Raw genomic sequence first — 23,528 nt, forward strand, 5'->3', positions numbered from 1 at the left:
TCTTTGTATAAATTAGCAATCTATTTTTCTGTTACTTATATGATCGAAGTGGCTCTTCCCACGGCCACTCACTTCCGACGTTTAATTCTAATAACAGTACCGAAACGGTTATTCCTGCTTCAAAACCTCTCGTTCCTCCCGGCAGGACGATACATGCATTCGCTTCTGCAAGTGAAGAAATTGCACTAGATTTATCTAAACCAACTGGTGTAACTTGCAATTGGCCATCTACAATTTCCACGCTCCCTCTTACAAAACGAGTAAATGGGTTTGCTTTCGGAAAGTCTTTCTGTAAAATTGCTTCTGCTCGATATAAGTGCGGATCTTTCCTGTGCAAGTATGTTCCAATGACTGGTCGAACATATAATTCACATCCGACATAACAAGCAGAAGGATTACCAGATAGACCAAATAATAATTTTCCTTCTAGCTCAGCGACAGTAGTCACGCTTCCTGGTCGCATCGCTATTTTATTGAAAAGTACATTTGCTTGTAATTTCTCATAAATAGCAGGTAAATAGTCATAGTCTCCTACTGAAACGCCACCAGTTGTAATTAATATATCAACTTCTTTTATCGCTTTTTTTACAGTGTTATAACACGTCTCAAAATCGTCAGCGAATTGTCCATAATACTGTACAACTCCGCCCGCTCGTTCAATTTGAGCAGCAATCATATAAGAATTACTATTTCGAATCTTCCCTGGCTTTAATTGTTCATGTACCTCAAGCAGTTCACTTCCTGTCGTCACAATTCCAATAACCGGCTGTTTTATAACATCTACTGAACTATAACCAAACGTAGCAAGAAGCGCCGCTACTCCAGGGTTAATAGAAGTCCCTTTTTTCACAAGTATGGCATTTTGTTTTACATCTTCTCCTTGAAAAGAAATGTTATCACCAGCAGCGAAAGAGCGTTTTAATGTCATATAAGTCTTTTCGTTTTCTTCAAACCCTTCCGTTAGCTCTAACATAACAACAGCATTACCCCCCGCTGGAATTGCGGCTCCTGTCATAATACGTACAGCTTGAAATGCTTTTACTTCCTCTTTAAAAACAAAACCTGCTCCAATTTCACCTACCACTTCAAACTGAATTGGGTTACTGCTACTTGCTTCTTTTGTATCTTCTGCTCGAATCGCAAACCCGTCGTACGGAGAGCGATCGAAATGCGGGACATCATGATCTGCAATAACATCTTCTCCAAGCGTTCTACCGTAGCTGTCTATAAGAGAAACCTTTTCTATTTCACCTTGATGAGCATACTCCATTACGCGTGCAACTGCTTCTGCTACTGGAATTGGTCTACGTTTTTCTAACATTCTTTTTCACCTCGTTTTGATAAGAAGAAACTCTCTTTCTGGTCATCCTATATATTTTGCGTATAACCGTTTTGCCATTTTCATATCATTAGTCCCATGAATAAACGCTCTGCCGTCTGTAAATAAAACAAAACGATATTCCTCTACTAGAAACGATAGTACATATGGAGTTTTTTTGACATTCACACTTTTTTGTAAGCGCTTTTGAATTTCTTCTAAATTAAGAATTCTCTTTATTCCTGGACGGATTTGAACTGTATTCCGTCCGCATAGCACTTCCGTTTTCATCTGTGCTTCAAATGTTAAACTTGGGTACGTGCGTACATTCCCACAAGATGGACATGTACTTTTTTTCTGCCTATTTACTTTTAATGAGAGATATTGATTGTTCCAAATATCAAATGATAACATTGCTCCTCTTAACGCCTCAAAATCATTCACCAATATTTTCATCGCTTCTGTTACTTGGTGAGCAACAACCATTTGTACCGCTGGCTGAATGATTCCGGCTGTATCGCATGTTGCACCGCCCATAGGATGATCCATCAAGCAGCGAAAACATGGTGTTTCTCCAGGAAGAATCGTATACGTTACACCGTAACTTCCAATGCATCCACCGTATATCCAAGGTATATTTTCTTTTTGTGAAATGTCATTTATAAGTAGGCGCGTATCGAAATTATCAGTCGCATCTAATATGAGATCTACTTCTTTTGTTAACTCTTCCATTTCTTGCATTGTAACATCCGTTACAACAGGTACAATTTCTACTTCAGAATTAATTTTTCTTAAATGCTCTGCCGCTGCAATTGCTTTTGGATTACACTGCTGTGCATCTTCTTCTGTATATAACTGTTGTCTTTGTAAATTACTCCATTCAACGTAGTCACGGTCAGCAATTGTCAATTTCCCAATTCCCATCCTAACGAGCGCTTCTGCATTCGCAGCTCCTAGTGCACCCGCACCGATTAGGAGCACATGCTTTTCTCTGATTTTTCTTTGTCCCATTTCACCAATTCTAGAAAACAATACTTGCCTTGAATAACGCTCTTGCATAGGGAACCCTCCTTTCGTTATCCACCAATGTAAGACATTTCTACTTTTGGACGTTTATTTGCACTTTCAGCTTTTCTTTCATCTGAATACCGATCTTTTCTAAACTCCCATGTATGTTGTAAAATTTTTAATAGTGATGCATCAGAAATATTTTCTCGAAGAAGCGTTCGCAAATCCGTTCCTTTCGTTCCAAATAGGCATGTAAAAAACTTTCCGTCTGCCGAAATACGAGCTCTCGTACAAGAAGAACAAAATGACTCAGAAACAGAAGTAATAAAGCCAACTTCTGCATTGCTCCCTACATATCGATACACTTTAGCTACTTCTCCAAAGTAACGAGGCTGGGCGGGCTCAATCGGATATACACGATTAATTTTCTCTATTAATTGTTCCTTCTTAATGACTTGTTCAAAGTTCCAACCGTTCGTACTGCCCACATCCATAAACTCGATAAAACGGAGCTGAATTTCTTGTTCTTTAAAATAACGGGCCATAAGTAGAATTTGACTATCATTCATCCCTTTTTTTACGACCATATTTACTTTTACTTCTAATCCAGCTGCCTTTGCTGCTTCAATTCCTTTCAATACAGGTTTTGTACTTACATTTCGTCCATTAATTTTTTGGAAGACGTGATCCTCTATCGCATCTAAACTAATATTTACACGTTTTAATCCCGCTTCTTTTAACGCCTTTGCTTGTTTTGCTAAATGAATACCATTTGTTGTGAGTCCAATATCCGTTAAACCTTCTAGCTTTGCAAGCCTTGCAATTAACTTCGATAAATCTTTACGCAATAAAGGTTCACCGCCAGTAAGTCTAATTTTATTGACTCCCATACTTATAAATAATCTAGCTAATCGTTCTATTTCATCGAATGTTAATAAAAACTCTTCCTGTAAAAAAGCATAATCAGGTCCGAACACTTCAGCTGGCATACAGTATGTGCACCTAAAATTACAACGATCAATAACTGAAATACGTAAATCTTGAAGTGGCCGCTCTAACGAATCCCTCATCTTCTCGTGCATCTATATCCCTTCTTTTCTACTGCAATCCTTAGTATGTTTCATATTTTTTATTTGCCTTTATTATAAAAAAGAAGCTACATATTCAATGTGACTTTTCTCACATTACTTTCCCCATTCAAAAATTCTTCACAAATCCGTTCGAATTTTGTTCACATCTTTAGTCTCTTCTACTTTACGTATTAAATCTTTCAAACTAAAAACTTAAAATCGCCTCCCCTTACGGTCATTGAAATTTCATTTTTTTTTAAAATAGCTCTTGCATTTTCATCATACTTACACTCAAAATAGGAAATGTATTGCTTATAAGAAGAAAGGTGATTGCTGTGGCAAACAGTATGACATTATCTCAAGATTTAAAGGAATTACTTGCATCTGTTGAATATAAAATGCAGATAAAAAAAGGAAGTTTTATTTTTCAAGAAGGTATGGAAGCAACAGAACTCTATATCATCCACTCAGGAAAAGTACAAATTAGTAAACTAAGTGCTGACGGGCAAGAATTAACACTCCGTATTTGTTCGGCATACGACATTATTGGAGAATTAACATTATTCACGGACAATGCGAAGTATTTATTAAATTCAAAATGCCTTGAAGATGTTGAAGTAGGAGTAATAAAGCGTGAAACCTTAGAAAAAGCATTACTCCAAAAACCCGCACTTGTATTTGAATTTATGAAATGGATTAGTGAACATTTAAGAAGAATGCAAACGAAGTTCCGAGATTTAGTATTACACGGCAAAAAAGGTGCCCTGTATTCTACTCTCATACGAATGACAAATAGTTATGGTGTGTTAAAGGAAAATGGTATTCTCATCGATTTACCATTAACGAATCAAGAACTTGCGAACTTCTGTGCAACTTCCCGTGAAAGCGTAAATCGAATGTTAAATGATTTGAAAAAAAAGGGTACGATTTCTATAACTAAAGGAAAGATTACAATTCATGATTTACAATTTTTAAAATGTGAAATTGCTTGTGAAGATTGTTCTACCTCTGTTTGTAGCATTGATTAGCATCTTATTTAGATGCTAATCTTTTTTCATATTACGTTACTTTTTCATTATAAAGTACACGGTTATTCCCCTATATTAATAAAAACGAGGCCTTCCATATTAGACCCCGTTTCGTTTTAGCTGCTATTTGTTCAAAGCGTTATTATTTTTTTAATTCATTAGGAATACGTCTTCTGTAAATTACATAACTACGGCTTAAGTATTTAATTGGAGCACTAAATACATGTACAAGTCTAGTGAACGGCCATACTGCGAATAGACCCATCGCTGCAATAATATGAATTTTAAACCATACAGGCACTTCCATCATATATTCAACTTTCGGTTGGAAAATAAAGAGACTTCGGAACCAAGGACCGATCGTTGTACGATAATCAAATCCTTTTGAGTCGATATTTAAAAATGTTGAGGAAAGTCCTGCCAGCATTACGATAAGTAATAAAATAAGCGCAATATAATCTCCCGTTGTACTCGTTGCAATGATGCGTTTTACGGTTATACGGCGATACGTTAATATAATTAAACCGATGATAGAAGCAACACCTGCCGGAAGTCCGAAACTAATTGCTACTACATGATACATATGTTCAGAAATACCTATTGAACGGTATACGGACTCTGGAATTAAAATCCCCATAACATGACCGCCAATTACGAACATGATCCCAAAGTGGAATAATAGACTTCCGACCCGGAGCATTTTCTTCTCTAATAGTTCACTAGATTTTGATGTCCATCCAAATTGATCATAGTTGTATCTGAAAATATGTCCACCGATAAAGATTGCAAAAATGATATAGGGAAACAACACCCATAGAAATTGATCCATCATTTTGACAACTCTCCTTTCTAATTTGTCTGTACACCCCATGTATCGATGGCGAGGAGTATAGCTGCAAGAATTGGTTCATACATACTATCAGCTTCTTTTAATTGAACGTGCAATGCTTGTATATTTTCCTTGTATTTACTCATAATTGGCTCACTATCTTGCTCATTTGCATTTGCAAAAAACTCAAGCAAAAGCGGTAAATAATCCGGTAGTTCTTTATCTGTTACTTCAAAACCAGATTTTTTATAATGCTGTTTTAACTCTAATAATTCAATACCTCTTTCTCTTTGTTCACCTGTGTTCATATAAGTTAAATACATATTTGTCTTTTTACCAAAATCGAATGTATATACGTAAGTATCAATTAATTGAGCATTCGTTTTACCCTGTGCTTGTTTTATAAATGCTGTAAGTGCTGCTTTAACGTCTTCCTGTTCAATCGCTTCAATCTCTTCTTGTAATTCAATTAAAGCTTCTCCCCACCCAGGTTCTGGGTAGGAGAGAAGAAAAGAAGAACAAGAAAAAGCAGTTTGTAAACTTTGTTTCATCATTTTCTGCCCCCTTTATTTAAGAAATTGTCATACAAGAGCCTGGACCACCTGTGAAGGAAAGACCACAGCTTCCTTGTTCGCTATATAAATCTGCAACTTGTTCACGGTGAGTGCCCGGAATGACGAAGCGATCTTTATATTTTGCGATAGCAAGAAGACGATACATATCTTCTACATCCTGTTTCGTTAATCCAAGTTCTTTTAATACAGCTTCATTTGGTTCTTTATTAATTTGCAATGCTCTCATATGCATTCGCATGACAGCCATTTTTTTCAATGTAAGACGAATGTGTGATTCATCTCCTGCAGTGAGTAAATTCGCTAAATATTGAATTGGAATACGCATATTATCGATAGCAGGGAAAATCTCTTCTGCTTGCCAGTTACTACCTTTCCCTTCCACCATATTCATAATTGGGCTAAGGGGCGGGATATACCAAACCATTGGCATTGTACGGTACTCTGGGTGAAGAGGCAGAGCAATTTTCCAATCGATAATCATTTTATAGATTGGTGACTCTTGTGCTGCTTTAATCCACTCTTCAGGAATACCTTGTTTTTTCGCTTCAGCTGCTACTTCTGGATCATTTGGATCTAGGAAAACAGTAAGCTGAGATTCATATAAATCTTTTTCATCTTCAACAGAAGCCGATTCTTTTACTTTGTCAGCGTCATATAGCATTACCCCAATGTACCTGATACGTCCTACACATGTTTCTGAACAAATTGTTGGCATACCAGCTTCAATACGCGGGAAACACATTGTACATTTTTCAGCTTTATTCGTTTGCCAGTTAAAGTACACTTTTTTATATGGACAAGATGATACGCAGAATCTCCAAGCACGACATGCATTTTGATCCACAAGAACAATCCCATCTTCTTCACGTTTATACATCGCACCAGATGGACAAGAAGATACGCAAGATGGATTCATACAATGTTCGCATATGCGTGGTAAATACATCATAAAGACATTCTCAAAATCCGTTTTAATTTCTTCTTCCATTTTCTTTACGTTCGGATCTTGTAATCCTGTTATATGTCCGCCTGCTAAATCATCTTCCCAGTTTGGACCCCATTCAATTTTGTCGATAAATTCGCCTGTAATTGCTGATTTCGGACGAGCAACTGGTTGATGCTTACGCTGCGGGCTATTTGTTAATGTTTCATAATCATAGTTCCAAGGTTCAAAGTAATCATCAATTGTTGGTTGATCTGGATTGTGGAAAATATTCATAAGACGTTTCATTTTCGAACCGGATTTCAGCTGAATTTCACCATTTTTCAATTCCCAGCCGCCTTTGTATTTCTCCTGATCTTCCCATTGTTTCGGATAACCAATTCCAGGTTTCGTTTCTACGTTATTGAAGTACATATATTCAGCACCTGGACGATTTGTCCAGGTGTTTTTGCACGTTACGCTACAAGTATGGCAGCCGATGCATTTATCTAGGTTCATTACCATTCCGACTTGCGCTTTAATCTTCAAGCCAATCTACCTCCTTCAGTTTGCGAATTACAACGTTTAAGTCACGCTGGTTCCCAGTTGGACCATAATAGTTAAATCCATAGCTTAATTGACCATATCCACCAATCATATGCGTTGGTTTAACGTGAATTCGAGTTGGACTATTATGCGTTCCCCCGCGGTTACTTGTTAATTTCGTACCAGGCACGTTAATGTGGCGATCTTGCGCATGGTGCATAAATGCCATTCCTCTCGGTATACGGTGCGTTACGACAGCACGTGCTACAACAACACCGTTACGGTTAAAGCACTCGATCCAATCATTATCAGCAACACCAGCTTCATTCGCGTCATCTTTGTTCATCCAAACAGTTGGACCGCCTCTAAACAGCGTTAACATCGGTAATGAATCGAAGTACATACTATGAATCGACCACTTATTATGCGGTGTTAAATAGTTTAGTGTAATTTCTTTCCCTTCTACTTCAGGTCGTGATTTACGAAACGGTTTATGTTGCAGAATTGGTTTAAATGTTGCCATCGTTTCACCAAACTCTTTCATCATGTCGTGATCTAAGTAGAAAGATTGTCGACCCGTTATCGTTCTCCAAGGAATAAGACGTTCCACATTTGTTGTAAATGGAGAGTAACGGCGTCCACCTTTTTCAGAACCTGTAAAGGCTGGAGAAGTAATTACTGTTTTCGGTTGTGCTGTAATTTGTTCGAATGTGAAGCATTCTTCTTCACGTTCTTCTGCTAAATCACGTAGTTTTAAATCCGTTTGTTTTTCAAGTGCTTCCCATGCTTTTACAGCCATATGACCGTTTGTTGTAGAAGAAAGTGTTAATACCGCCTCAGCAGCATGAATTGCTTCTTTTATATCAGGGCACCCTTTCGCAATAGAATCCGTTCGAACCACTCCTAATCGGCTCTTTAATTGCTCATACTCTTTTTCTGCTGACCAAGAAATGCCTTTCGTACCAATCGGTTGTTTTCCGGTATTTGGCCCAAGCGCTGTCATTTTGTCATAAATCTTTTTATAATCTCGTTCGACAACATGAATTTGCGGCATTGTTTTACCTGGGATCGGTTCACACTCACCTTTACTCCAATCTTTAACCTTACCTAGTGGTTGTGCTAATTCTTGCGGTGTATCGTGAAGAAGTGGTGTTGCAACGACTTCTTTCATTGGTTCAAGATCGATTTTCTTCGCTAAATCTGACACAGCTTTAGAAAGAGCGGTGAAAATATCCCAATCAGAGCGTGCTTCCCACGGCGAACCGATTGCTGGATTAAATGGATGTACAAATGGATGCATATCCGTACTGCTTAAATCATGCTTTTCATACCAAGTTGAAGCAGGTAAGACGATGTCAGAATAGAGCGCTGTTCCAGCCATACGGAAATCTAAATTAATGAGTAGATCAAGCTTCCCTTCTGGCGCTTCTTCATGCCACTTAATTTCTTCTGGTCGTATTGAATCACTATCGTCATTCATTAATCCATTTGTTGTGCCTAATAAATGTTTTAAGAAATATTCGTGGCCTTTACCAGAACTTGAAATTAAGTTGGCACGCCATACGAATAAGTTGCGCGGGAAATTGTTTTTATTATCTGGATCTTCAATCGCAAATTTCAGTTCTTTTTCTTTTAGTTTTTGTGCAACGTATTTTCCGATTTCTTCTTGCGTTGTTACACCAGCAGCAACAGCTTCTTTATATAATTCAATTCCATTTTTCTCGAATGTTGGATAGGAAGGTAACCAGCCAAGTCGTGCCGCTAATACATTGTAATCACCGTGATGTTGATAACGAGAGTTACCCTCAATTGGTGATGCTAAATGTCCAACCGGTGTATCTTCATAACGCCATTGATCTGTTACGAAATAAAAGAAAGATGTACCATTTTGTAATTTCGGTGGCCCTTGCCAATCTTTTGCCATCGCGATCGTTTGCCATCCTTCTGCTGGTCGTAATTTTTCTTGACCAACATAATGCGCCCAACCACCGCCGTTTACACCTTGTGCCCCAACGAGAAGAACAAGATTTAAAACAGCGCGGTAAATCGTATCAGAATTAAACCAATGGTTAATACCAGCTCCCATAATAATCATCGAGCGGCCATTCGTATCAACAGCATTTTGTGCAAACTCACGAGCGATTTGAATAATAAGCTCTCGTTTCACTCCTGTCATTTTCTCTTGCCATGCAGGTGTAAATGGTACATCGTCATTGAAATCTTTCGGCTCTTGTCCGCCGAGCCCTCGGTTCACGCCGTAATTTGCTAACGTTAAGTCGTATACAGTTGTAACGAACACTTCGCCTTCTTCTGTCATAATTTTTTTCACTGGAATTGTACGTTCCAATACTTTATTTCCATCATCTGAGAAGTACGGAATTTGTACCGTTCCTACAGCGTCTTCCATTCCAAGTAAAGAAAGACGTGGATCAATCTTTTCACCTGTTTGTTCATCTTCTAAACGCAAGTTCCATTTCTTTTCATTATCCCAACGTGACCCCATTGTGCCGTGAGGTGTTGCAAAATCTTTCGTGTTCTCGTTCCAAAGAACAGGCTTCCATTCTCCCAACTTTGTTTCTCGTCTAATATCAGTAGCATTTAAGAAACGATCAGCGACGAATTGATCTCCTTTTTGTTTCAATGTGACAAAGAAAGGAAAATCAGTATATTGCTTCGCATACTTTGTGAAGTATTCCACTTGATTATCTACGTAAAATTCTTGTAAGATCACATGCCCCATTGCCATCGCAAGTGCACCGTCTGTACCTTGTTTCACACTAATCCAATCATCCGCAAACTTTGTAGACTCGGCGAAGTCAGGACTTACAGAAACGACTTTCGTTCCTTTATATCGAACTTCGGCTAAAAAGTGTGCATCTGGCGTTCTCGTCATCGGTACATTTGAACCCCATGTCATAATGTAACCAGAGTTATACCAGTCACTACTTTCTGGTACATCTGTTTGATCCCCCCAAATTTGCGGAGAAGCTGGTGGTAAATCCGCGTACCAATCATAGAAACTAAGCATCGGCCCACCCATAAGTTGCATAAAGCGGCTACCCGCAGCGTGACTTAACATCGACATAGCTGGAATTGGTGAAAAACCAACATTTCGGTCTGGACCGTATTTAATTACTGTATAAAGTAAAGAAGCTGAAACAAGTTGTAATACTTCATCCCAATTCGCTCGGATGAATCCGCCTTTACCACGCGCCTGCTTATACTTGCGTGCCTTTTCAGGGTTTTCCACAATGCTTTTCCAAGCATCTAATGGTGACTCGTTATTTTGTAGTTCTTCTTGCCACATTTCCCAAAGCACACCACGTACATATGGATATTTCACACGAAGTGGGCTATAAATGTACCAAGAAAAACTTGCCCCACGCGGACATCCTCGTGGTTCAAAATCAGGCATATCAGGACCTGTTGTTGGATAGTTAAGCTCTTGTCCTTCCCATGTTACAATTCCATCTTTCACATAAATGTTCCAGCTACAAGAACCAGTACAGTTCACACCGTGTGTAGAGCGAATAACTTTATCGTGCTGCCAGCGTTTTCTGTACACATTTTCCCATTCACGATCTTCATATGTTTCTTGTGTATGATTATCGTTATAACGATCTATTGGTAAAAAATATTTTAAACGTCTCATTAGTGCTGAAGGTTTCTTCTTCATCATGTTCACTCCTTTAATACGTCTCTCTTACATACCCTTACTATAAGAGAGGTTGTAAAATACAGATGTGACATTTCGCACAGTTCAAGAGATTGTCAAAAATTCAGTGGAAAATATGAAAAAATGAAAATCTAATCATTGTGAGGTTCACATCCTTCACTGACTGTTAAATTACTTCCTCCCTTCTAGCAAAGTTTAAGATGAAGTACAGATAATAATGAGCATGCAAAATATTTCTTATATAATAGAGGTATTAATTTAGGAGTAGTTGAATTTGCTATACCTAAATCGTTAGATAATTTTATAAATAAAAATGCAATGCTTTAAATCAAATTCGCTAAACCAAGGGCAAATGTCCTGAAAATAGTTGACCCAACAACGTCAGGAAATTCTTATGAATTGCCAGCACCTTGGATTGAATGTAGAGAAGAATACGCCAAGAATGGCGGGATTATAAGGTATAAATAAAAGGAGGATGTTATGATATTAGAACCACTTTATGCAGAAAACATTGTAGTAGCCGTCATATATAATAATGAATTTAGATGGTATGTAACAGATAAAGAACTATGGTTTTTAGATTATAGTAAATTAGATAATGCATATAAAAATTTAGGTGTAAGCATTGAAAATAATTACGAAATGGAAGAAAGAAATGGAATAAAAGTATTAGATAATGAAAATGTAGAGGTATTTTTACTAAGGATTAATAAATATAACGTAACTAAAGAGGAATTAAATTATTTATTACTTGAAAATATTAAAAGTAAAAATGAAGGAGAAGATCTATTAGATTTCAGTCCCGTGTTATTCATTAACTTTGATGATAAAATACTATATTCGATGTTTCCAGAACCAGCATCATATGAAGAATATGTACCAAAAGATTGGATAGGTAAATATGAAAGTTTCACTGAATTCATACCTGAATCAGAGAAATATTGGATAGATAAGTTTCATAATAATCTACTTTTACAATAATTTAACTAGGAGAAGAGTGATGCTAGTATAAAGGAGTTGAATAGTAATAAAATACCCATATAGTTTTGAAGTACTTAACAATAGAGATTTAGTTATGAGACTTCCTCAAGAAATTAAACTTGTTGAAACTTTTTTAGGAGTTGAAGTTTCTACTTTTGGAGATTGGATTTTAGAAGAAATACATAGTGTTTTAAACGCAGAAAAAAATTACAGAGTAGTAAATGGCAACATTTGCGGTTTAGAAATTCGGAACGACACAACTACTGTGCTAGACAATTTAGCCGAAGATGGTAAAGATGAATATTGTGAGATAGAAACAATATAATTGGTAGAAGTAATTCATATTTGGTTAGATAAACAAAAAGAATTAAAAAAAGAGAAAAATAAAGAATTGTAATAATTTAAGCGGCTAGCCTCTACATGAAGTCGGCTTTATTTATTATTTTTTATCATAAAACGTATGATATATGTTTCCAACCTTTACGCGTAGGAATTCCTACGCTATTTATTTTGGTCACCGAGATCACTCTTTCCTTCCCCTCCCCTATTTTTACTGACAATACTATTTTATATAAAACTACAAATCATTATTTACTGTATTGCTCTTATTTACGGAAACAATTATACTAAATGTAATGTGTATATAATCTGAATATTCATAAAATTACAAGTGGGATTCCCTTTAAAAACATAGACATTATAAATGTATATGTCCGCTAATTTTCAACTTATAAGTTTCTTCCTACTAATATGAGTTCTCAATATGAACTTATATAACCATTACTAATTACCTCTTAGATTACTATCATACTGCAATAAAATGAAGGAACCCATTCTCTTTAACATGAATTTTTTTCCAATAAATGAATTAGAAAACGATAATAAAATTAGGAGGATTACGATGCCCCAGCTTGATTCATTACATCCCATTGTAGAAAAAATAATCAACAATATTGAAAAATTAATGGTCGGAAAACGAAAAGAAACGATTTTAGCCTTGACAGCTCTCTTAGCTGAAGGTCATGTACTATTAGAAGATGTTCCCGGTGTCGGGAAAACAATGCTAGTACGTGCTCTTTCTAAATCAATTGATGCTGATTACAAGCGAATTCAATTCACACCTGATTTACTGCCGTCAGATGTAACAGGTGTTTCTATTTACAATCCAAAAGAGCTCCAATTTGAATTCAAGCCTGGACCAATTATGGGGAATTTTGTACTTGCTGATGAAATTAATCGTACATCTCCAAAGACACAATCTTCCTTACTTGAAAGTATGGAAGAAGGCACTATCACAATAGATGGCATTACAAGACCGTTACCAAAACCTTTCTTTGTAATGGCTACACAAAATCCGGTCGAATATGAGGGAACATACCCTTTACCAGAAGCTCAGCTCGATCGTTTTTTGTTGAAGTTAAGAATGGGATATCCTACACCAGAAGAAGAATTTGAAATTTTAAACCGGATGGAAAAAACAAATCCACTCTCCCATTTACAAGCTATTACTACAATAGAAGAATTACTTTATTTACAACAAAGCGTACGGGAAGTAAGTATGGACAAAGCAATCAAGCATTACATTGTAAAGCTTGTTAATCAGACTCGTTCTTATAGTTCTATACAGCTAGGTGCAAGTCCACGTGGCTCAATTGCTTTAATGAAAGCTTCACAAGCTTATGCATTCATCCATGGCAGAAATTATGTTATTCCAGACGATGTTAAATTTTTAGCTCCTTACGTTTTAGCTCACAGACTCATTCTAAAAATGGAAGCAAGATTTGAAGGAATAACAGGAGAACAAGTTATCGCCAAAATCGTTGCACGAACTACAGTGCCGACTCAAAGGACGAAGAACCTTTGATGAAGCAACTACTACGAGCACTATATCACGTTACGAAGTTATCGCTAATCCCTTTATGCGTAGTCTTAACATTTGTGTATGCTATGCTTCAAGGAGGATTTGTAAGTTGGTTTTTGTTTTACAGTACGATTCCTATTGGCCTTTATTCACTACTACTCCCCTTCTACGCTTTACGGGACGCTGAAGTAAAACGAATAACAAACCAAAACAAATATGCAGCAGGAGAACAATTTGTAAGCACGATTACAATAAAAAGAAAATTTCCTTTTCCCTTACTTTATTTAGTTATAGAAGATGAACTACCACCACCATTTACAAGTTGTAGACAAGCAAAGATGAATAAGGTCATACTCTTTCCAGGATTGAAACGAAATATTTCGTTTCAATATGTTATTGATACAATCCCTAGAGGAGAGCACACTTTTTCAAGCGTACGTGTCAAAACTGGCGATCTATTCGGTATGATAGAGAAAGAAGTAACTTTTTCAGTTTCAGATACATTTTTAGTCTATCCCCAGTATGTAGATATAGCGTATCGACAATTGGAAAATCATTTCGAACAAGGGGCGCTTTCAGCAAATATAAATTCAGCAAAAGACTCTACAGTCTCTGTCGGCGTCAGAGACTATAAACCTGGTGACCGCTTTTCATGGATTGATTGGAAAGCAACTGCACGAACAAACAATATTATGACGAAAGAGTTTGAACAACAGCGTAGCCATAATATCATGATATTCATGGACAGAACTGAGTCCCCTCTATTCGAATCAGTCGTAACATTTACTGCCTCTATTGTAAGGGCTGTCTTGAAGCAAAATTCACCAGCGTCATTCGTTTCTGTCGGAAAAGAACGAACTATTTTCCCATTAGACAATGGAGATACTCAGTTGCAACAAATCTTTTGTCATTTAGCGAAAGTACAAGCAGACAGTGTATTCCCGCTCTCCCAGAGTGTAGAAATAGAATTAAGAAAAATGTATCAGCCCGTAACGATTATACTCGTGACAAGCGATATTTCTCCTGATATTCAAAAGGCGGCTGACTGTGCTGCTATAAAAAATAGAAAATTAATGGTGTTTGTCGTGAAAGAAAAAGCGAATCAACTCTCACATCGAGAACTAAGTATACTAGAAACTCTACAAAAACGAAAAATATTTGTAAACGCGGTTTATGAAAACCGGTATGCAAACGTGTTTTTTGAGGTGAGCAAATGATAACATTACAAAAAAAAAAACAATTGGATATGAACAGTTTTTTCATACATGCATGCGCATTTCTACTTTTACTAGAATGGCTAAGACCCCTTATAGGTATTACAAACGTAGGTAGATTAGATATTTTTGTAATATTTATAGGAATTTGCTTCACTTTCTCTTTTTTTCAAACAAGATGGCAGATTCCTATAAAAATCGTCACAATCTTATTCATCATTCATTTCCTGTATTATAAAAATGCTTTTATAAATCCATCTTGGCTAACGCAATTTTTTTCTGATATTTCTCGAAATTCCTCCCTGTTTTTCCAAGGGAATTTGCTAGATATTTCTCCAGTTTTTCCAACACTTTTATTTTTTTTATCATTTTGGTTTTTGAGTTCTTTCATCTCTTTTTGGATGATTCATAAAAAACGTGGGTTGTTATTTCTTGTATTGACTATTATTTATATCACAACTTTTCATAACTTACATTTATACAATGCAAACTACGCTATTATTCGTACTGTTGTCATCGGCTTTTTTATACTTAGTCTTCTTCGAATAGAACGAATAAAAGAGATGGAACACTTACAAAATTATGCTAGAGAAATCTCAAAATTACTTAGACCTCTTACAATATTTATTGTATTGTCAACAACCATCGCATACTTTGCTCCAAAATTTGGCCCTCAATGGCCAAACCCAATGGATTTTTTAAAATTCAACACATCTGAAGCAAGTAAAGAACAAGAAGTTTCTAAAATTGGATATGGTCTAGATGACTCGCAATTAGGCGGTCCTTTTAAGCCGGATAATACAATTGTTTTTACAGCACAAACGCAAAACAAACAATATTGGAGAGTAGAAACAAAAGATTTTTATACAGGAAAAGGTTGGGATGTTTCTGAAGATCGAAAAAAAGTTTCTTTTAAAAATAAAAACGACGTCGTGAGCTGGTACGAACAAAATACAAAAACGGAGATAACTGAGGCAACAATCACCATGCAAAAAAGTTATCCTCACCTTACCTATCCAGCAGGATTAGTATCAGTTGAGGCTTCTTCTGATGTATCATACAGCGTTGACCCATTTTCAGAAAAAATCTATACGATGCGCGGAGACTCTTCTACTACTTTAAATTCGTATAAAGTAACCTATGAGATTCCGGAGTTTTCCATAGAAAATTTGAAATCTGTAAAAACGAGTGAAGGTCATGAAACAAGTCCTTATTTCATGACAAAGTACACACAACTTCCCGAATCATTACCGCAGCGAGTAAAAGACTTGGCTGTTAATCTTACAAATGATAAAGGCAACCGATATGATAAAGTATTAGCTATTGAAAATTACTTCACAGACAACTCTTTTGTATACGAAACAATGAATGTCTTATTTCCTGCCAAAAACCAAGATTATGTAGATCAATTCCTTTTCGATACAAAAAGCGGATACTGTAATAATTTTTCGACTTCTATGATCGTGTTACTTCGTTCTGCCGGGATTCCTGCTCGCTGGGTAAAAGGCTTTACAGAAGGAACTCTGGAGAATACACTTGCTAGTACAGAAGGTGAGAATGTTTATAAAATCGCGAACAATAACGCACACTCTTGGGTCGAAGTATATTTCCCAGGATACGGATGGATTCCATTCGAACCAACAAAAGGATTTACCAATCCCTATAATTTTACAAATAATACTCCTGCTTCTACTTCACAAAATAGTGAAGAAAATAATTCTAATATCGGGCAAATACACCAACGGAACAATGAAGCAAAGCTCAAAAGTTTAATAGAAAATACAGAAGAAGCCTCTACTAAAAAGATTACAAATTCTAAAAATGGGGTTTCTTGGTGGTACGTATTCCTCTCTACGATACCGATTAGTATCATAGGATACATTCTCTTCACCACTAGAATGAAATGGATTACATTTTTTATTATTCTTTTCTATAAATACCGAAAAGATGATGCTGTTTATCAAAAGGCTTACGGTGCACTTTTAAAACAATTTGCGAGGATCGGCATACCACGGGGGGAAAGTCAAACATTCCGAGAATACGCTCTCCATATCGATACACTTTATAACTCGGCCGATATGCAACAACTTACTTTCAGTTATGAGAACGCTATGTATCAAAAGGGACAGACCGCAGCCGAATGGAAGAAATCCGTACACTTATGGGAAGTGCTTATGAAAAAAGCAGCTTCTCTGCCTAAATCAAATGACTTCGATGGAGTGATTTAATCTTGATAATGTGAGTTTAAAGAAAACACCTCAAAGAACTGCATTGTTCTTTGAGGCGTTTTTAATAAAGTGAAACTCCTAGTTATTCTCCAAGTACCTTCTCAATCTCAACCTCTAAATCCACTGGCTTCGTTTGCGGTGCAAAACGCCCTACTACTTTCCCATCTCTTCCAATTAGAAATTTAGTAAAGTTCCATTTCACTGCTTTCACACCGAGTAAACCTGGAGCTTGTTCTGTCATGTATGTATACAGAGGATGAGCCTTGTCACCTTTCACATCAATCTTTGCAAACATCTGGAAGTTTACACCGTAATTCAATTCACAAAAACTTGTAATGTCCGCTTCTATTCCTGGTTCTTGTCCCCCGAATTGATTACAAGGGAAACCGAGTATTTCTAGTCCTTGATCTTTATATTTATCATATACTTCTTGTAATCCTTTATATTGCGGTGTAAACCCGCATTTACTAGCTACATTTACAATAAGAATTGCTTTTCCTTCGTAATCTTTTAACGATTTTTCTTCACCTGTAATTGTTTTAGCTGAAAAATCATAAATTGTCATTGTTCCTTCCCCTCTCTACACTATCATTCTATGTTTATACTATACTACATTCGTGAATATACGGCTCTTATTACGTATTTACACGCTGAAATAATAGCGCTTTATTTATGTTTAAAAATTCGACACAATCTACTAGACTTTTATGATGGAAAGTTTTACAATTAAATTGTGAACAAAATGTGACAGTTTATATTCCATTATAAAAGAAAAGGATGGTGTTCATTATGAAAACTGCACAACGTGAAACGATTTCAAATCGCGAGTTTTATTTCGTACTATATATGATGTTATTGTATGTTACTGGTTGGATAATCGATGTGAATGGTTTGTTTTTAAGCTCCTACTTTAATTTAGCAGGAGAGATTATGCTTCCAATCGTTGGTGGTATTGTCGGATTGTTCGTTATGTCTATCAATAAAGAACAAACGAAATAACAACATTACAAAAAGGCAGAAGACGAGCTTTCGTTTTCTGCCTTTTTTCTTTTTTAGCGTATAATAGAAACATGCAGTATATAAGGAGTGGTAAATATGAAAAAAGTAGAGCAATTATCTTCTCACCTATATCTTATTGATGATTTCGATTTACAACATAATGAACGAACAGGTACATATGTTTTATTAGGTGATGATATTACTTTAATTGAAACTTGTGCAGCCCCTTCTCTTCCGTATATTTTAGACGGCTTACAACAATTACATATTGACTTAAACGATGTAAAAAACATTATCGTTACACATGTCCATTTAGATCATGCTGGGGCAGCTGGTTTAATGATGGCAAAGTGCCCAAATGCTACTTTATATGTGCATTCTCGTGGTGCTCGTCATATGATTGATCCAACAAAACTCATTGTAGGCGCAAAAGCTGTGTACAAAGAAGATTTCGATAAACTTTTTGATCCAATTCTTCCTATAGAAGCAGAACGTGTTCATATTGTCCAAAACGGTGATACGTTAAAAATTGCAGAAGATCGCACCCTTACATTTTATGATACACCGGGGCATGCGAAGCACCATATTAGCATTCACGATTCATTAACAAACGGCATTTTTACTGGCGATACAATTGGAATTTATTATAGAGAACTTGCAGATCTTGTTGTAGAGTTATATCTACCGTCAACGTCTCCTTCACAATTTCAGCCAGATGCAATGATTGCTTCTAAAAATCACATTCAAAGTATGAATGTAGACACTATTTATTTCGGCCATTACGGCGCTTCATCCAATGTTACAGAAGTATATAACCAGCTGGAACATTGGTTACCTATTTTCGTTCATACTGGTAAAGAGGTCTTTGAACAGTATAATGACTTCGATGAAGCGACTAAGGCTTTACAAACTGTATTAATGGATAACATCTCTTCTCACCTTACAAAATTAAACGTCCCATCCGATCATTCCGTTTATAACATTTTACATCTAGATATAGAAATTAGCGCAATGGGCATTATTGATTATTTCACGAAGCAAGAGAAATCCAGATCCACTATCAACTAACAGTAAAAGAAGAGATATATAACAGTAGTTATTGTATATCTCTTTTTTTTTTGAATATATTTTTAGTAAAGGATGGTGGAATGGAATGCAAAAAGTGATGCTATACCTCTGCTTTACATTATTTATCGTCTTATTATTATTTGTCGGAGTGAAAATTCAATTTTATTTAGATACAGACGCGCAGGTGAACTTTAACATTTATCCAAGGCTATTCTACTATACATTCTTTCCTCTTGTAGTCGGCATTTTATTACGATTCCTTCAATCTATTAATCGCGAAACGAGTAAACAAAATTGGGGCTTTCAGCCGGATAAATTTATTGCTATTACAGTTCCTACAATATTAATTTCCTTTTCCCCGGCACTACTCTTCTCACCTCTTGGCGAATACCTACCTTATTTAGCTAATATTATTCTCGTGAACACAACTTTCGTTACTATAATTAGCCTAGTTGCGGGTTATTCACTATTAGATTGTTTTATTCAAAAGGACAATGCGAAAATGAAAAAATATAATTGATGACCTAATTTTAAGCGTCGTTGGTTACGGCGGTTTATTTATATGTGCGCTATTACTTGTAAAGGGCGCTATACATGCCGTAAGGAAATTTAAATATTAGCAAAACGAGTATAAAATCATGTAGATTTTATACTCGTTTTTCATTGTTCATATATTCAATATAAAATAAGGAATTTATGTTAAACTAAAGAGAATCGTGCACTAGACCAAAATATATTTCAACCAAGGGAGAATTATTATGTATAAACTTTTGGGGTTCTCGTTTCTAATGTTTATCGCAAGTGTATGTTCTTTCTTTATTTTAAGAGGACCTAATGCGAATTTAACGTTAATTATTGTGATTCTAAGTATCTTTTCATTACTTGGCATTATTTTTGCGATAGCATCAAAGAATTGGTTATTCGGAATAGTTGGTACTGCACTAAATGGAGTAATATTGGTAGTTGTATATTTCCTTTTGATAGCAAAAGGAATAGGTGGTTAATACATTTACGTTTCAATAAAGAAAGCTCAAAGCTATAGCTATGAGCTTTTCTACTTATCGTACCTTTTCATCTACATACTCCATAAACTGCTCCGCTTTAATAAATCTTTCTTTGTATGCCTCAGGTACTTCTTCTACTTTCATTCCACCAGTTGATTTTGTTTTTACTTGTACTATTTCATATGTCATTAAAGCTTCCACATAGCGATCAAACTCTTCTTGTGTTAATACTTCTTTACTAGATTTATGACCATTTAACTTATCAAAGTATGGTTGAAGGCCCATACTTACCTTTTTCATTTCTTCTCTTTTTGCTGGTGTTAATTGATCATAATCAATATTACCGTTTGAATCTCCATACTCAAGCTTTGCATTTGTTAATTTCTTTAGTTCTTTTGTAAACTCTTCATATTCCTTTGCACCCATTTCATCTTTCGCTTCTGATAACTTTGCACTAAAACGCATGTACGCCTCTAATGTCATCGTTCCAGCATGTTTTTTTAAATTCTCAAAAGATCCGTATATACCATCTGCCATAATAGATTGATAAGCAAAACCGGTCGTAGGGATTAAAAATGCTGCTGCAAGCACTCCTGCGATAAGGCGTCTCTTCCTTTTACTTCCCCCGCGCTTCATTTTTATTTGAACGATTACTTTTTCTTTTAACTCCGGCGGGGCTACAATCCCCTTCGCTTCCTCTTGTATAGATTCTCTAACTCTACAATCTAAACTCATTTCACATTCCCTACCTCTCCTAAAAAGATTTCCTCTACTTGCTCTTTTTGACGTAGTTTCTTTAATGCCGAATGAATTCTAGATTTCACAGTACCGATTGGAATATGTAATATTTGTGCTACTTCTTCTTGTGAGTAATCGTGTAAGTATCTTAAAATAATAACTTGTTTCAATTTATACGGTAATTTATGAATAAGTTCGATTAGTTTTTGATTTGATATTTTACTTACAACATCGTTAGAAAAATCAATTTGCACTAGTTTTCTTTGCTCTTCTGCTTTTTTTACAATTCGTAGTCGCATCCACCTCTTTCTTCTATAAGAATGAATTTGTTTAATCGCAAGTCCGATTAGCCAAGGACGAAATGGCTTCTCGCTATCGTATTTACGAAGTGATTCATATAGCTGTATATATATTTCCTGAACGACATCATCTACGTCTGTTTTATCCTCTATTAAAAAATGTGCTGTCTTATATACTTCTTGAATCGTTTTATCATACAATTCGCTATACGCTTCTTTATTGCCCGATAAATTTGATTGAATTAAATCTATATACACTGTTTCATCCTTCATGTATCATCCCTCCTTTGTTCTACACTATATATTGGCAAGTAAATGATATTTCGTTCGATTTTTTCAAAAAAATTTTTATATAAATTAATATAATGATGCAATAAGTTCATAAGCTTCACTTATAACCTTGCATAACAATTATATAATTTTCCAATTCCTAATGAAGATTTAAAATGATATATATAGTCAAATTTAGGAGGGTGTATATGAAAGCTATCGTTGTAACTTCATTTGGTGGTCCTGAAGTGTTGAAATATACGGACATGGATATTCCTACAATTTCAGATCACCAAGTTTTAATTCGTGTTGTTGCTACTAGTGTTAATTTCGCCGATATTAAATCACGTTATGGCAAAAAAGGAAACAAAGCCTTACCTTTTATTCCAGGGATAGATGCAGCTGGTATTGTAGAACACGTAGGTTCTCATGTAAAAAACATTTATCCTGGCCAGCGTGTTATTGCTTTTCCTCTAAATGGCTCTTACGCAGAACACGTTGTCGCAAACGAAAACCTTACTTTCATATTACCTAATGAAGTTGATTTCCAAACTGCAGCCGCTTGCCCTATCGTATCTTTTACAAGCTATAATTTACTTGCAAATGTTGCAAGGCTTCAACAAGGTGAATCTGTTCTAATTCATGCAGCTGCTGGAGGAATTGGTACTACAGCGATTCAACTTGCTAAACTATTAAGAGCTGGAAAAATTATCGGTACTGTTGGAAGTGAAGCGAAAAGAAAAATCGCTTTTGATGCAGGAGCTGATTATGTTATTTGTCATGAAGATGAAGATTTCGTAGAGAAAATCAATGAGCTAACAAACGGAGAAGGAGTTGATGTAATTTTAGACTCTATTTCTGGAACTGTCTCTGAAAGAAGTTTAAAATGCCTTGCTTATTACGGTCGCCTCGTTCATTTCGGTAATGCAAGCGGTGAAACTGGTAACTTTCAAACAAAAGAATTACACGCAAGTTGCCGTTCTATACTCGGATTCAGCTTCGCCACTACACGAAAAAAACGTCCTGAATCACTCCAAGAAACTGCAAATGAAGTTTTCCGTTATTTGCGTGATGGAAGTTTACAAATTAAAGCTACGAAATCTTTTCCTCTGCAAGATGCAGGGAAAGCACATGAATGGGTCGAAAGTAGACAAAGTACAGGGAAAGTCATACTAAACGTTCAGTCAGCTCCCTAAAATGAATACTTAAAAAAGGGGGCTATATATGGGATCGCGAATTATGCATGTTATTATCGCTAACGGGATTGCTGAGAAATTATCCATTCAAGATAAAACTTCTTTCTTACTTGGAGGTGTAGCTCCTGATGCTGTTCATTCAAAAGAAGAAAAAGGAACTTCACATTTTTACGCTGGTACAACGAAGAACTATACGAGAAGAATAGATTATGATTCATTTATTCATAAATATGAAGATCATATGGATTCCTCTTATATTTTAGGTTATTATACCCACCTCATTGCCGATGATAACTGGTTAAGTGGATTTTTTCTACCTTGGCTAAAAAACAGAATTGAGAACGACGAAACTATCGCACCTATGTACTATAACGATTTTAAATTATTGAACGCACAATTGTTGCATCATTACGATAAAGAACAACAGCTCTTCGCCCTACTTAATCAAGAGGCTAACATTGTGAATATCGAGGAAATTTCTAGAGAGAATGTTTTAGCTTTTCGGCAATATATTTTTGAAGATATGCTATATCCTGAGCAACACTTGCACGAAAACTTACAAGTGTTTTCATTTGATCAAATCGTTGGTTATATTGAGACTGCTATTGAAAAAGGAACATTTTATATAGAACAACTCTCTAATAAAAAATTCACTTCAAATATTTAATCCCCCTCATTATATACAAGGGGGATTTTTA

The 23,528-nt window shown here is 35.9% G+C and carries 21 protein-coding genes and 1 pseudogene; 12 read left to right on the forward strand and 10 right to left on the reverse strand.

Annotation, left to right across the window (positions count from 1 at the left end; translation table 11 throughout):
• Positions 1 to 31 precede the first annotated feature (31 nt).
• The 3 genes from QCI75_RS16440 to moaA are packed head-to-tail and all read right to left on the reverse strand — an operon-like array spanning position 32 to position 3,408.
• The gene (locus QCI75_RS16440; RefSeq protein WP_144507533.1) at positions 32 to 1,321 is read right to left on the reverse strand and encodes a molybdopterin molybdotransferase MoeA; all 1,290 of its coding nucleotides are present in this window, start codon (positions 1,319 to 1,321) and stop codon (positions 32 to 34) included.
• A 42-nt stretch (positions 1,322 to 1,363) separates the two neighbouring features.
• Positions 1,364 to 2,377, reverse strand: a complete 1,014-nt coding sequence (locus tag QCI75_RS16445; protein WP_144507535.1) for a molybdopterin-synthase adenylyltransferase MoeB — start codon at positions 2,375 to 2,377, stop codon at positions 1,364 to 1,366.
• 17 nt (positions 2,378 to 2,394) lie between these two features.
• Positions 2,395 to 3,408 (reverse strand): GTP 3',8-cyclase MoaA, encoded by a 1,014-nt coding sequence (gene moaA, locus QCI75_RS16450; protein WP_353760841.1) that lies wholly within the window; start codon positions 3,406 to 3,408, stop codon positions 2,395 to 2,397.
• Positions 3,409 to 3,731: 323 nt separating this feature from the next.
• On the opposite strand from moaA, the gene QCI75_RS16455 reads away from it, so the two are divergent.
• Complete coding sequence (locus QCI75_RS16455; protein ID WP_000013862.1) at positions 3,732 to 4,424, forward strand: Crp/Fnr family transcriptional regulator; 693 nt, start codon at positions 3,732 to 3,734, stop codon at positions 4,422 to 4,424.
• A 142-nt stretch (positions 4,425 to 4,566) separates the two neighbouring features.
• Here QCI75_RS16455 and narI read toward each other — a convergent pair whose 3' ends face one another.
• From narI to QCI75_RS16475, 4 genes are read right to left on the reverse strand one after another with little or no spacing between them, the layout of a single operon-like run.
• The gene (gene narI, locus QCI75_RS16460) at positions 4,567 to 5,256 is read right to left on the reverse strand and encodes a respiratory nitrate reductase subunit gamma (protein ID WP_353760842.1); all 690 of its coding nucleotides are present in this window, start codon (positions 5,254 to 5,256) and stop codon (positions 4,567 to 4,569) included.
• A gap of 17 nt (positions 5,257 to 5,273) precedes the next feature.
• Positions 5,274 to 5,804, reverse strand: a complete 531-nt coding sequence (gene narJ / locus QCI75_RS16465; protein WP_144504316.1) for a nitrate reductase molybdenum cofactor assembly chaperone — start codon at positions 5,802 to 5,804, stop codon at positions 5,274 to 5,276.
• A gap of 19 nt (positions 5,805 to 5,823) precedes the next feature.
• Complete coding sequence (gene narH, locus QCI75_RS16470; RefSeq protein ID WP_353760843.1) at positions 5,824 to 7,299, reverse strand: nitrate reductase subunit beta; 1,476 nt, start codon at positions 7,297 to 7,299, stop codon at positions 5,824 to 5,826.
• Positions 7,289 to 10,975 carry a nitrate reductase subunit alpha gene (locus QCI75_RS16475; protein WP_353760844.1) on the reverse strand — a complete coding sequence of 1,229 codons (3,687 nt, stop codon included), beginning with the start codon at positions 10,973 to 10,975 and terminating at the stop codon, positions 7,289 to 7,291. Before QCI75_RS16475 ends, narH begins: the two co-directional genes overlap by 11 nt.
• 477 nt (positions 10,976 to 11,452) lie before the next feature.
• Between QCI75_RS16475 and QCI75_RS16480 the strand changes: the two genes are divergently transcribed.
• From QCI75_RS16480 to QCI75_RS16500, 5 genes and pseudogenes are all read left to right on the forward strand, one after another.
• Complete coding sequence (locus QCI75_RS16480; RefSeq protein WP_353760845.1) at positions 11,453 to 11,953, forward strand: hypothetical protein; 501 nt, start codon at positions 11,453 to 11,455, stop codon at positions 11,951 to 11,953.
• Between the two features lie 46 nt (positions 11,954 to 11,999).
• Positions 12,000 to 12,275: pseudogene (locus QCI75_RS16485) on the forward strand (hypothetical protein); the annotation flags it as partial.
• Between the two features lie 579 nt (positions 12,276 to 12,854).
• Positions 12,855 to 13,817, forward strand: a complete 963-nt coding sequence (locus tag QCI75_RS16490) for an AAA family ATPase (protein ID WP_144504201.1) — start codon at positions 12,855 to 12,857, stop codon at positions 13,815 to 13,817.
• On the forward strand, positions 13,817 to 15,031 hold the full coding sequence (locus tag QCI75_RS16495; RefSeq protein WP_353761551.1) for a DUF58 domain-containing protein: 1,215 nt from the start codon (positions 13,817 to 13,819) through the stop codon (positions 15,029 to 15,031). Before QCI75_RS16490 ends, QCI75_RS16495 begins: the two co-directional genes overlap by 1 nt.
• Positions 15,028 to 17,256 (forward strand): transglutaminase TgpA family protein, encoded by a 2,229-nt coding sequence (locus tag QCI75_RS16500; RefSeq protein WP_144504203.1) that lies wholly within the window; start codon positions 15,028 to 15,030, stop codon positions 17,254 to 17,256. Before QCI75_RS16495 ends, QCI75_RS16500 begins: the two co-directional genes overlap by 4 nt.
• Positions 17,257 to 17,338: 82 nt before the next feature.
• On the opposite strand, the gene bsaA is transcribed toward QCI75_RS16500, so the two are convergent.
• Positions 17,339 to 17,821, reverse strand: coding sequence for a glutathione peroxidase (bsaA, locus tag QCI75_RS16505; RefSeq protein WP_353760846.1), 483 nt, complete (start codon positions 17,819 to 17,821; stop codon positions 17,339 to 17,341).
• Between the two features lie 224 nt (positions 17,822 to 18,045).
• On the opposite strand from bsaA, the gene QCI75_RS16510 reads away from it, so the two are divergent.
• From QCI75_RS16510 to QCI75_RS16525, 4 genes are all read left to right on the forward strand, one after another.
• On the forward strand, positions 18,046 to 18,255 hold the full coding sequence (locus QCI75_RS16510; RefSeq protein ID WP_144504207.1) for a DUF3925 domain-containing protein: 210 nt from the start codon (positions 18,046 to 18,048) through the stop codon (positions 18,253 to 18,255).
• A 96-nt stretch (positions 18,256 to 18,351) separates the two neighbouring features.
• Positions 18,352 to 19,323: an MBL fold metallo-hydrolase gene (locus tag QCI75_RS16515; protein ID WP_353760847.1), complete on the forward strand. Its 972-nt coding sequence runs from the start codon at positions 18,352 to 18,354 to the stop codon at positions 19,321 to 19,323.
• An 85-nt stretch (positions 19,324 to 19,408) separates the two neighbouring features.
• Positions 19,409 to 19,843: a hypothetical protein gene (locus QCI75_RS16520; RefSeq protein WP_144504211.1), complete on the forward strand. Its 435-nt coding sequence runs from the start codon at positions 19,409 to 19,411 to the stop codon at positions 19,841 to 19,843.
• A gap of 238 nt (positions 19,844 to 20,081) precedes the next feature.
• Complete coding sequence (locus QCI75_RS16525; RefSeq protein ID WP_113770888.1) at positions 20,082 to 20,327, forward strand: hypothetical protein; 246 nt, start codon at positions 20,082 to 20,084, stop codon at positions 20,325 to 20,327.
• Between the two features lie 54 nt (positions 20,328 to 20,381).
• On the opposite strand, the gene QCI75_RS16530 is transcribed toward QCI75_RS16525, so the two are convergent.
• Together QCI75_RS16530 and QCI75_RS16535 are read right to left on the reverse strand one after the other, a co-directional pair.
• Positions 20,382 to 21,062: a DUF3600 domain-containing protein gene (locus tag QCI75_RS16530; RefSeq protein WP_353760848.1), complete on the reverse strand. Its 681-nt coding sequence runs from the start codon at positions 21,060 to 21,062 to the stop codon at positions 20,382 to 20,384.
• Positions 21,059 to 21,637 (reverse strand): sigma-70 family RNA polymerase sigma factor, encoded by a 579-nt coding sequence (locus QCI75_RS16535; RefSeq protein WP_144504216.1) that lies wholly within the window; start codon positions 21,635 to 21,637, stop codon positions 21,059 to 21,061. Before QCI75_RS16535 ends, QCI75_RS16530 begins: the two co-directional genes overlap by 4 nt.
• Positions 21,638 to 21,843: 206 nt before the next feature.
• Between QCI75_RS16535 and QCI75_RS16540 the strand changes: the two genes are divergently transcribed.
• Both QCI75_RS16540 and QCI75_RS16545 read left to right on the forward strand, forming a co-directional pair.
• The gene (locus tag QCI75_RS16540; RefSeq protein WP_353760849.1) at positions 21,844 to 22,830 is read left to right on the forward strand and encodes a quinone oxidoreductase family protein; all 987 of its coding nucleotides are present in this window, start codon (positions 21,844 to 21,846) and stop codon (positions 22,828 to 22,830) included.
• Positions 22,831 to 22,858: 28 nt separating this feature from the next.
• Entirely contained in the window at positions 22,859 to 23,497 is a 639-nt protein-coding gene (locus QCI75_RS16545) for a zinc dependent phospholipase C family protein (RefSeq protein WP_353760850.1), read from the forward strand.
• The last annotated feature ends 31 nt before the right edge of the window (positions 23,498 to 23,528 follow it).

The organism is Bacillus cereus group sp. RP43, from assembly GCF_040459645.1.
GTDB classification, from domain to species: Bacteria; Bacillota; Bacilli; order Bacillales; family Bacillaceae_G; genus Bacillus_A; species Bacillus_A mycoides_C.

Excerpts from the sequence above, each read along its gene's own strand:
- QCI75_RS16520 (WP_144504211.1), top strand. The coding sequence starts at position 19,409 with ATGCAAAAAGTGATGCTATACCTCTGCTTTACATTATTTATCGTCTTA.
- QCI75_RS16490 (WP_144504201.1), top strand. The coding sequence starts at position 12,855 with ATGCCCCAGCTTGATTCATTACATCCCATTGTAGAAAAAATAATCAAC.
- QCI75_RS16545 (WP_353760850.1), top strand. The coding sequence starts at position 22,859 with ATGGGATCGCGAATTATGCATGTTATTATCGCTAACGGGATTGCTGAG.
- narI (WP_353760842.1), bottom strand. The coding sequence starts at position 5,256 with ATGATGGATCAATTTCTATGGGTGTTGTTTCCCTATATCATTTTTGCA.
- QCI75_RS16530 (WP_353760848.1), bottom strand. The coding sequence starts at position 21,062 with ATGAGTTTAGATTGTAGAGTTAGAGAATCTATACAAGAGGAAGCGAAG.
- QCI75_RS16510 (WP_144504207.1), top strand. The coding sequence starts at position 18,046 with ATGAAAACTGCACAACGTGAAACGATTTCAAATCGCGAGTTTTATTTC.
- QCI75_RS16440 (WP_144507533.1), bottom strand. The coding sequence starts at position 1,321 with ATGTTAGAAAAACGTAGACCAATTCCAGTAGCAGAAGCAGTTGCACGC.
- QCI75_RS16495 (WP_353761551.1), top strand. The coding sequence starts at position 13,817 with ATGAAGCAACTACTACGAGCACTATATCACGTTACGAAGTTATCGCTA.
- QCI75_RS16480 (WP_353760845.1), top strand. The coding sequence starts at position 11,453 with ATGATATTAGAACCACTTTATGCAGAAAACATTGTAGTAGCCGTCATA.
- bsaA (WP_353760846.1), bottom strand. The coding sequence starts at position 17,821 with ATGACAATTTATGATTTTTCAGCTAAAACAATTACAGGTGAAGAAAAA.
- narJ (WP_144504316.1), bottom strand. The coding sequence starts at position 5,804 with ATGAAACAAAGTTTACAAACTGCTTTTTCTTGTTCTTCTTTTCTTCTC.
- moaA (WP_353760841.1), bottom strand. The coding sequence starts at position 3,408 with ATGCACGAGAAGATGAGGGATTCGTTAGAGCGGCCACTTCAAGATTTA.
- QCI75_RS16540 (WP_353760849.1), top strand. The coding sequence starts at position 21,844 with ATGAAAGCTATCGTTGTAACTTCATTTGGTGGTCCTGAAGTGTTGAAA.
- QCI75_RS16515 (WP_353760847.1), top strand. The coding sequence starts at position 18,352 with ATGAAAAAAGTAGAGCAATTATCTTCTCACCTATATCTTATTGATGAT.
- QCI75_RS16500 (WP_144504203.1), top strand. The coding sequence starts at position 15,028 with ATGATAACATTACAAAAAAAAAAACAATTGGATATGAACAGTTTTTTC.
- QCI75_RS16535 (WP_144504216.1), bottom strand. The coding sequence starts at position 21,637 with ATGAAGGATGAAACAGTGTATATAGATTTAATTCAATCAAATTTATCG.
- QCI75_RS16475 (WP_353760844.1), bottom strand. The coding sequence starts at position 10,975 with ATGATGAAGAAGAAACCTTCAGCACTAATGAGACGTTTAAAATATTTT.
- QCI75_RS16445 (WP_144507535.1), bottom strand. The coding sequence starts at position 2,377 with ATGCAAGAGCGTTATTCAAGGCAAGTATTGTTTTCTAGAATTGGTGAA.
- QCI75_RS16525 (WP_113770888.1), top strand. The coding sequence starts at position 20,082 with ATGTATAAACTTTTGGGGTTCTCGTTTCTAATGTTTATCGCAAGTGTA.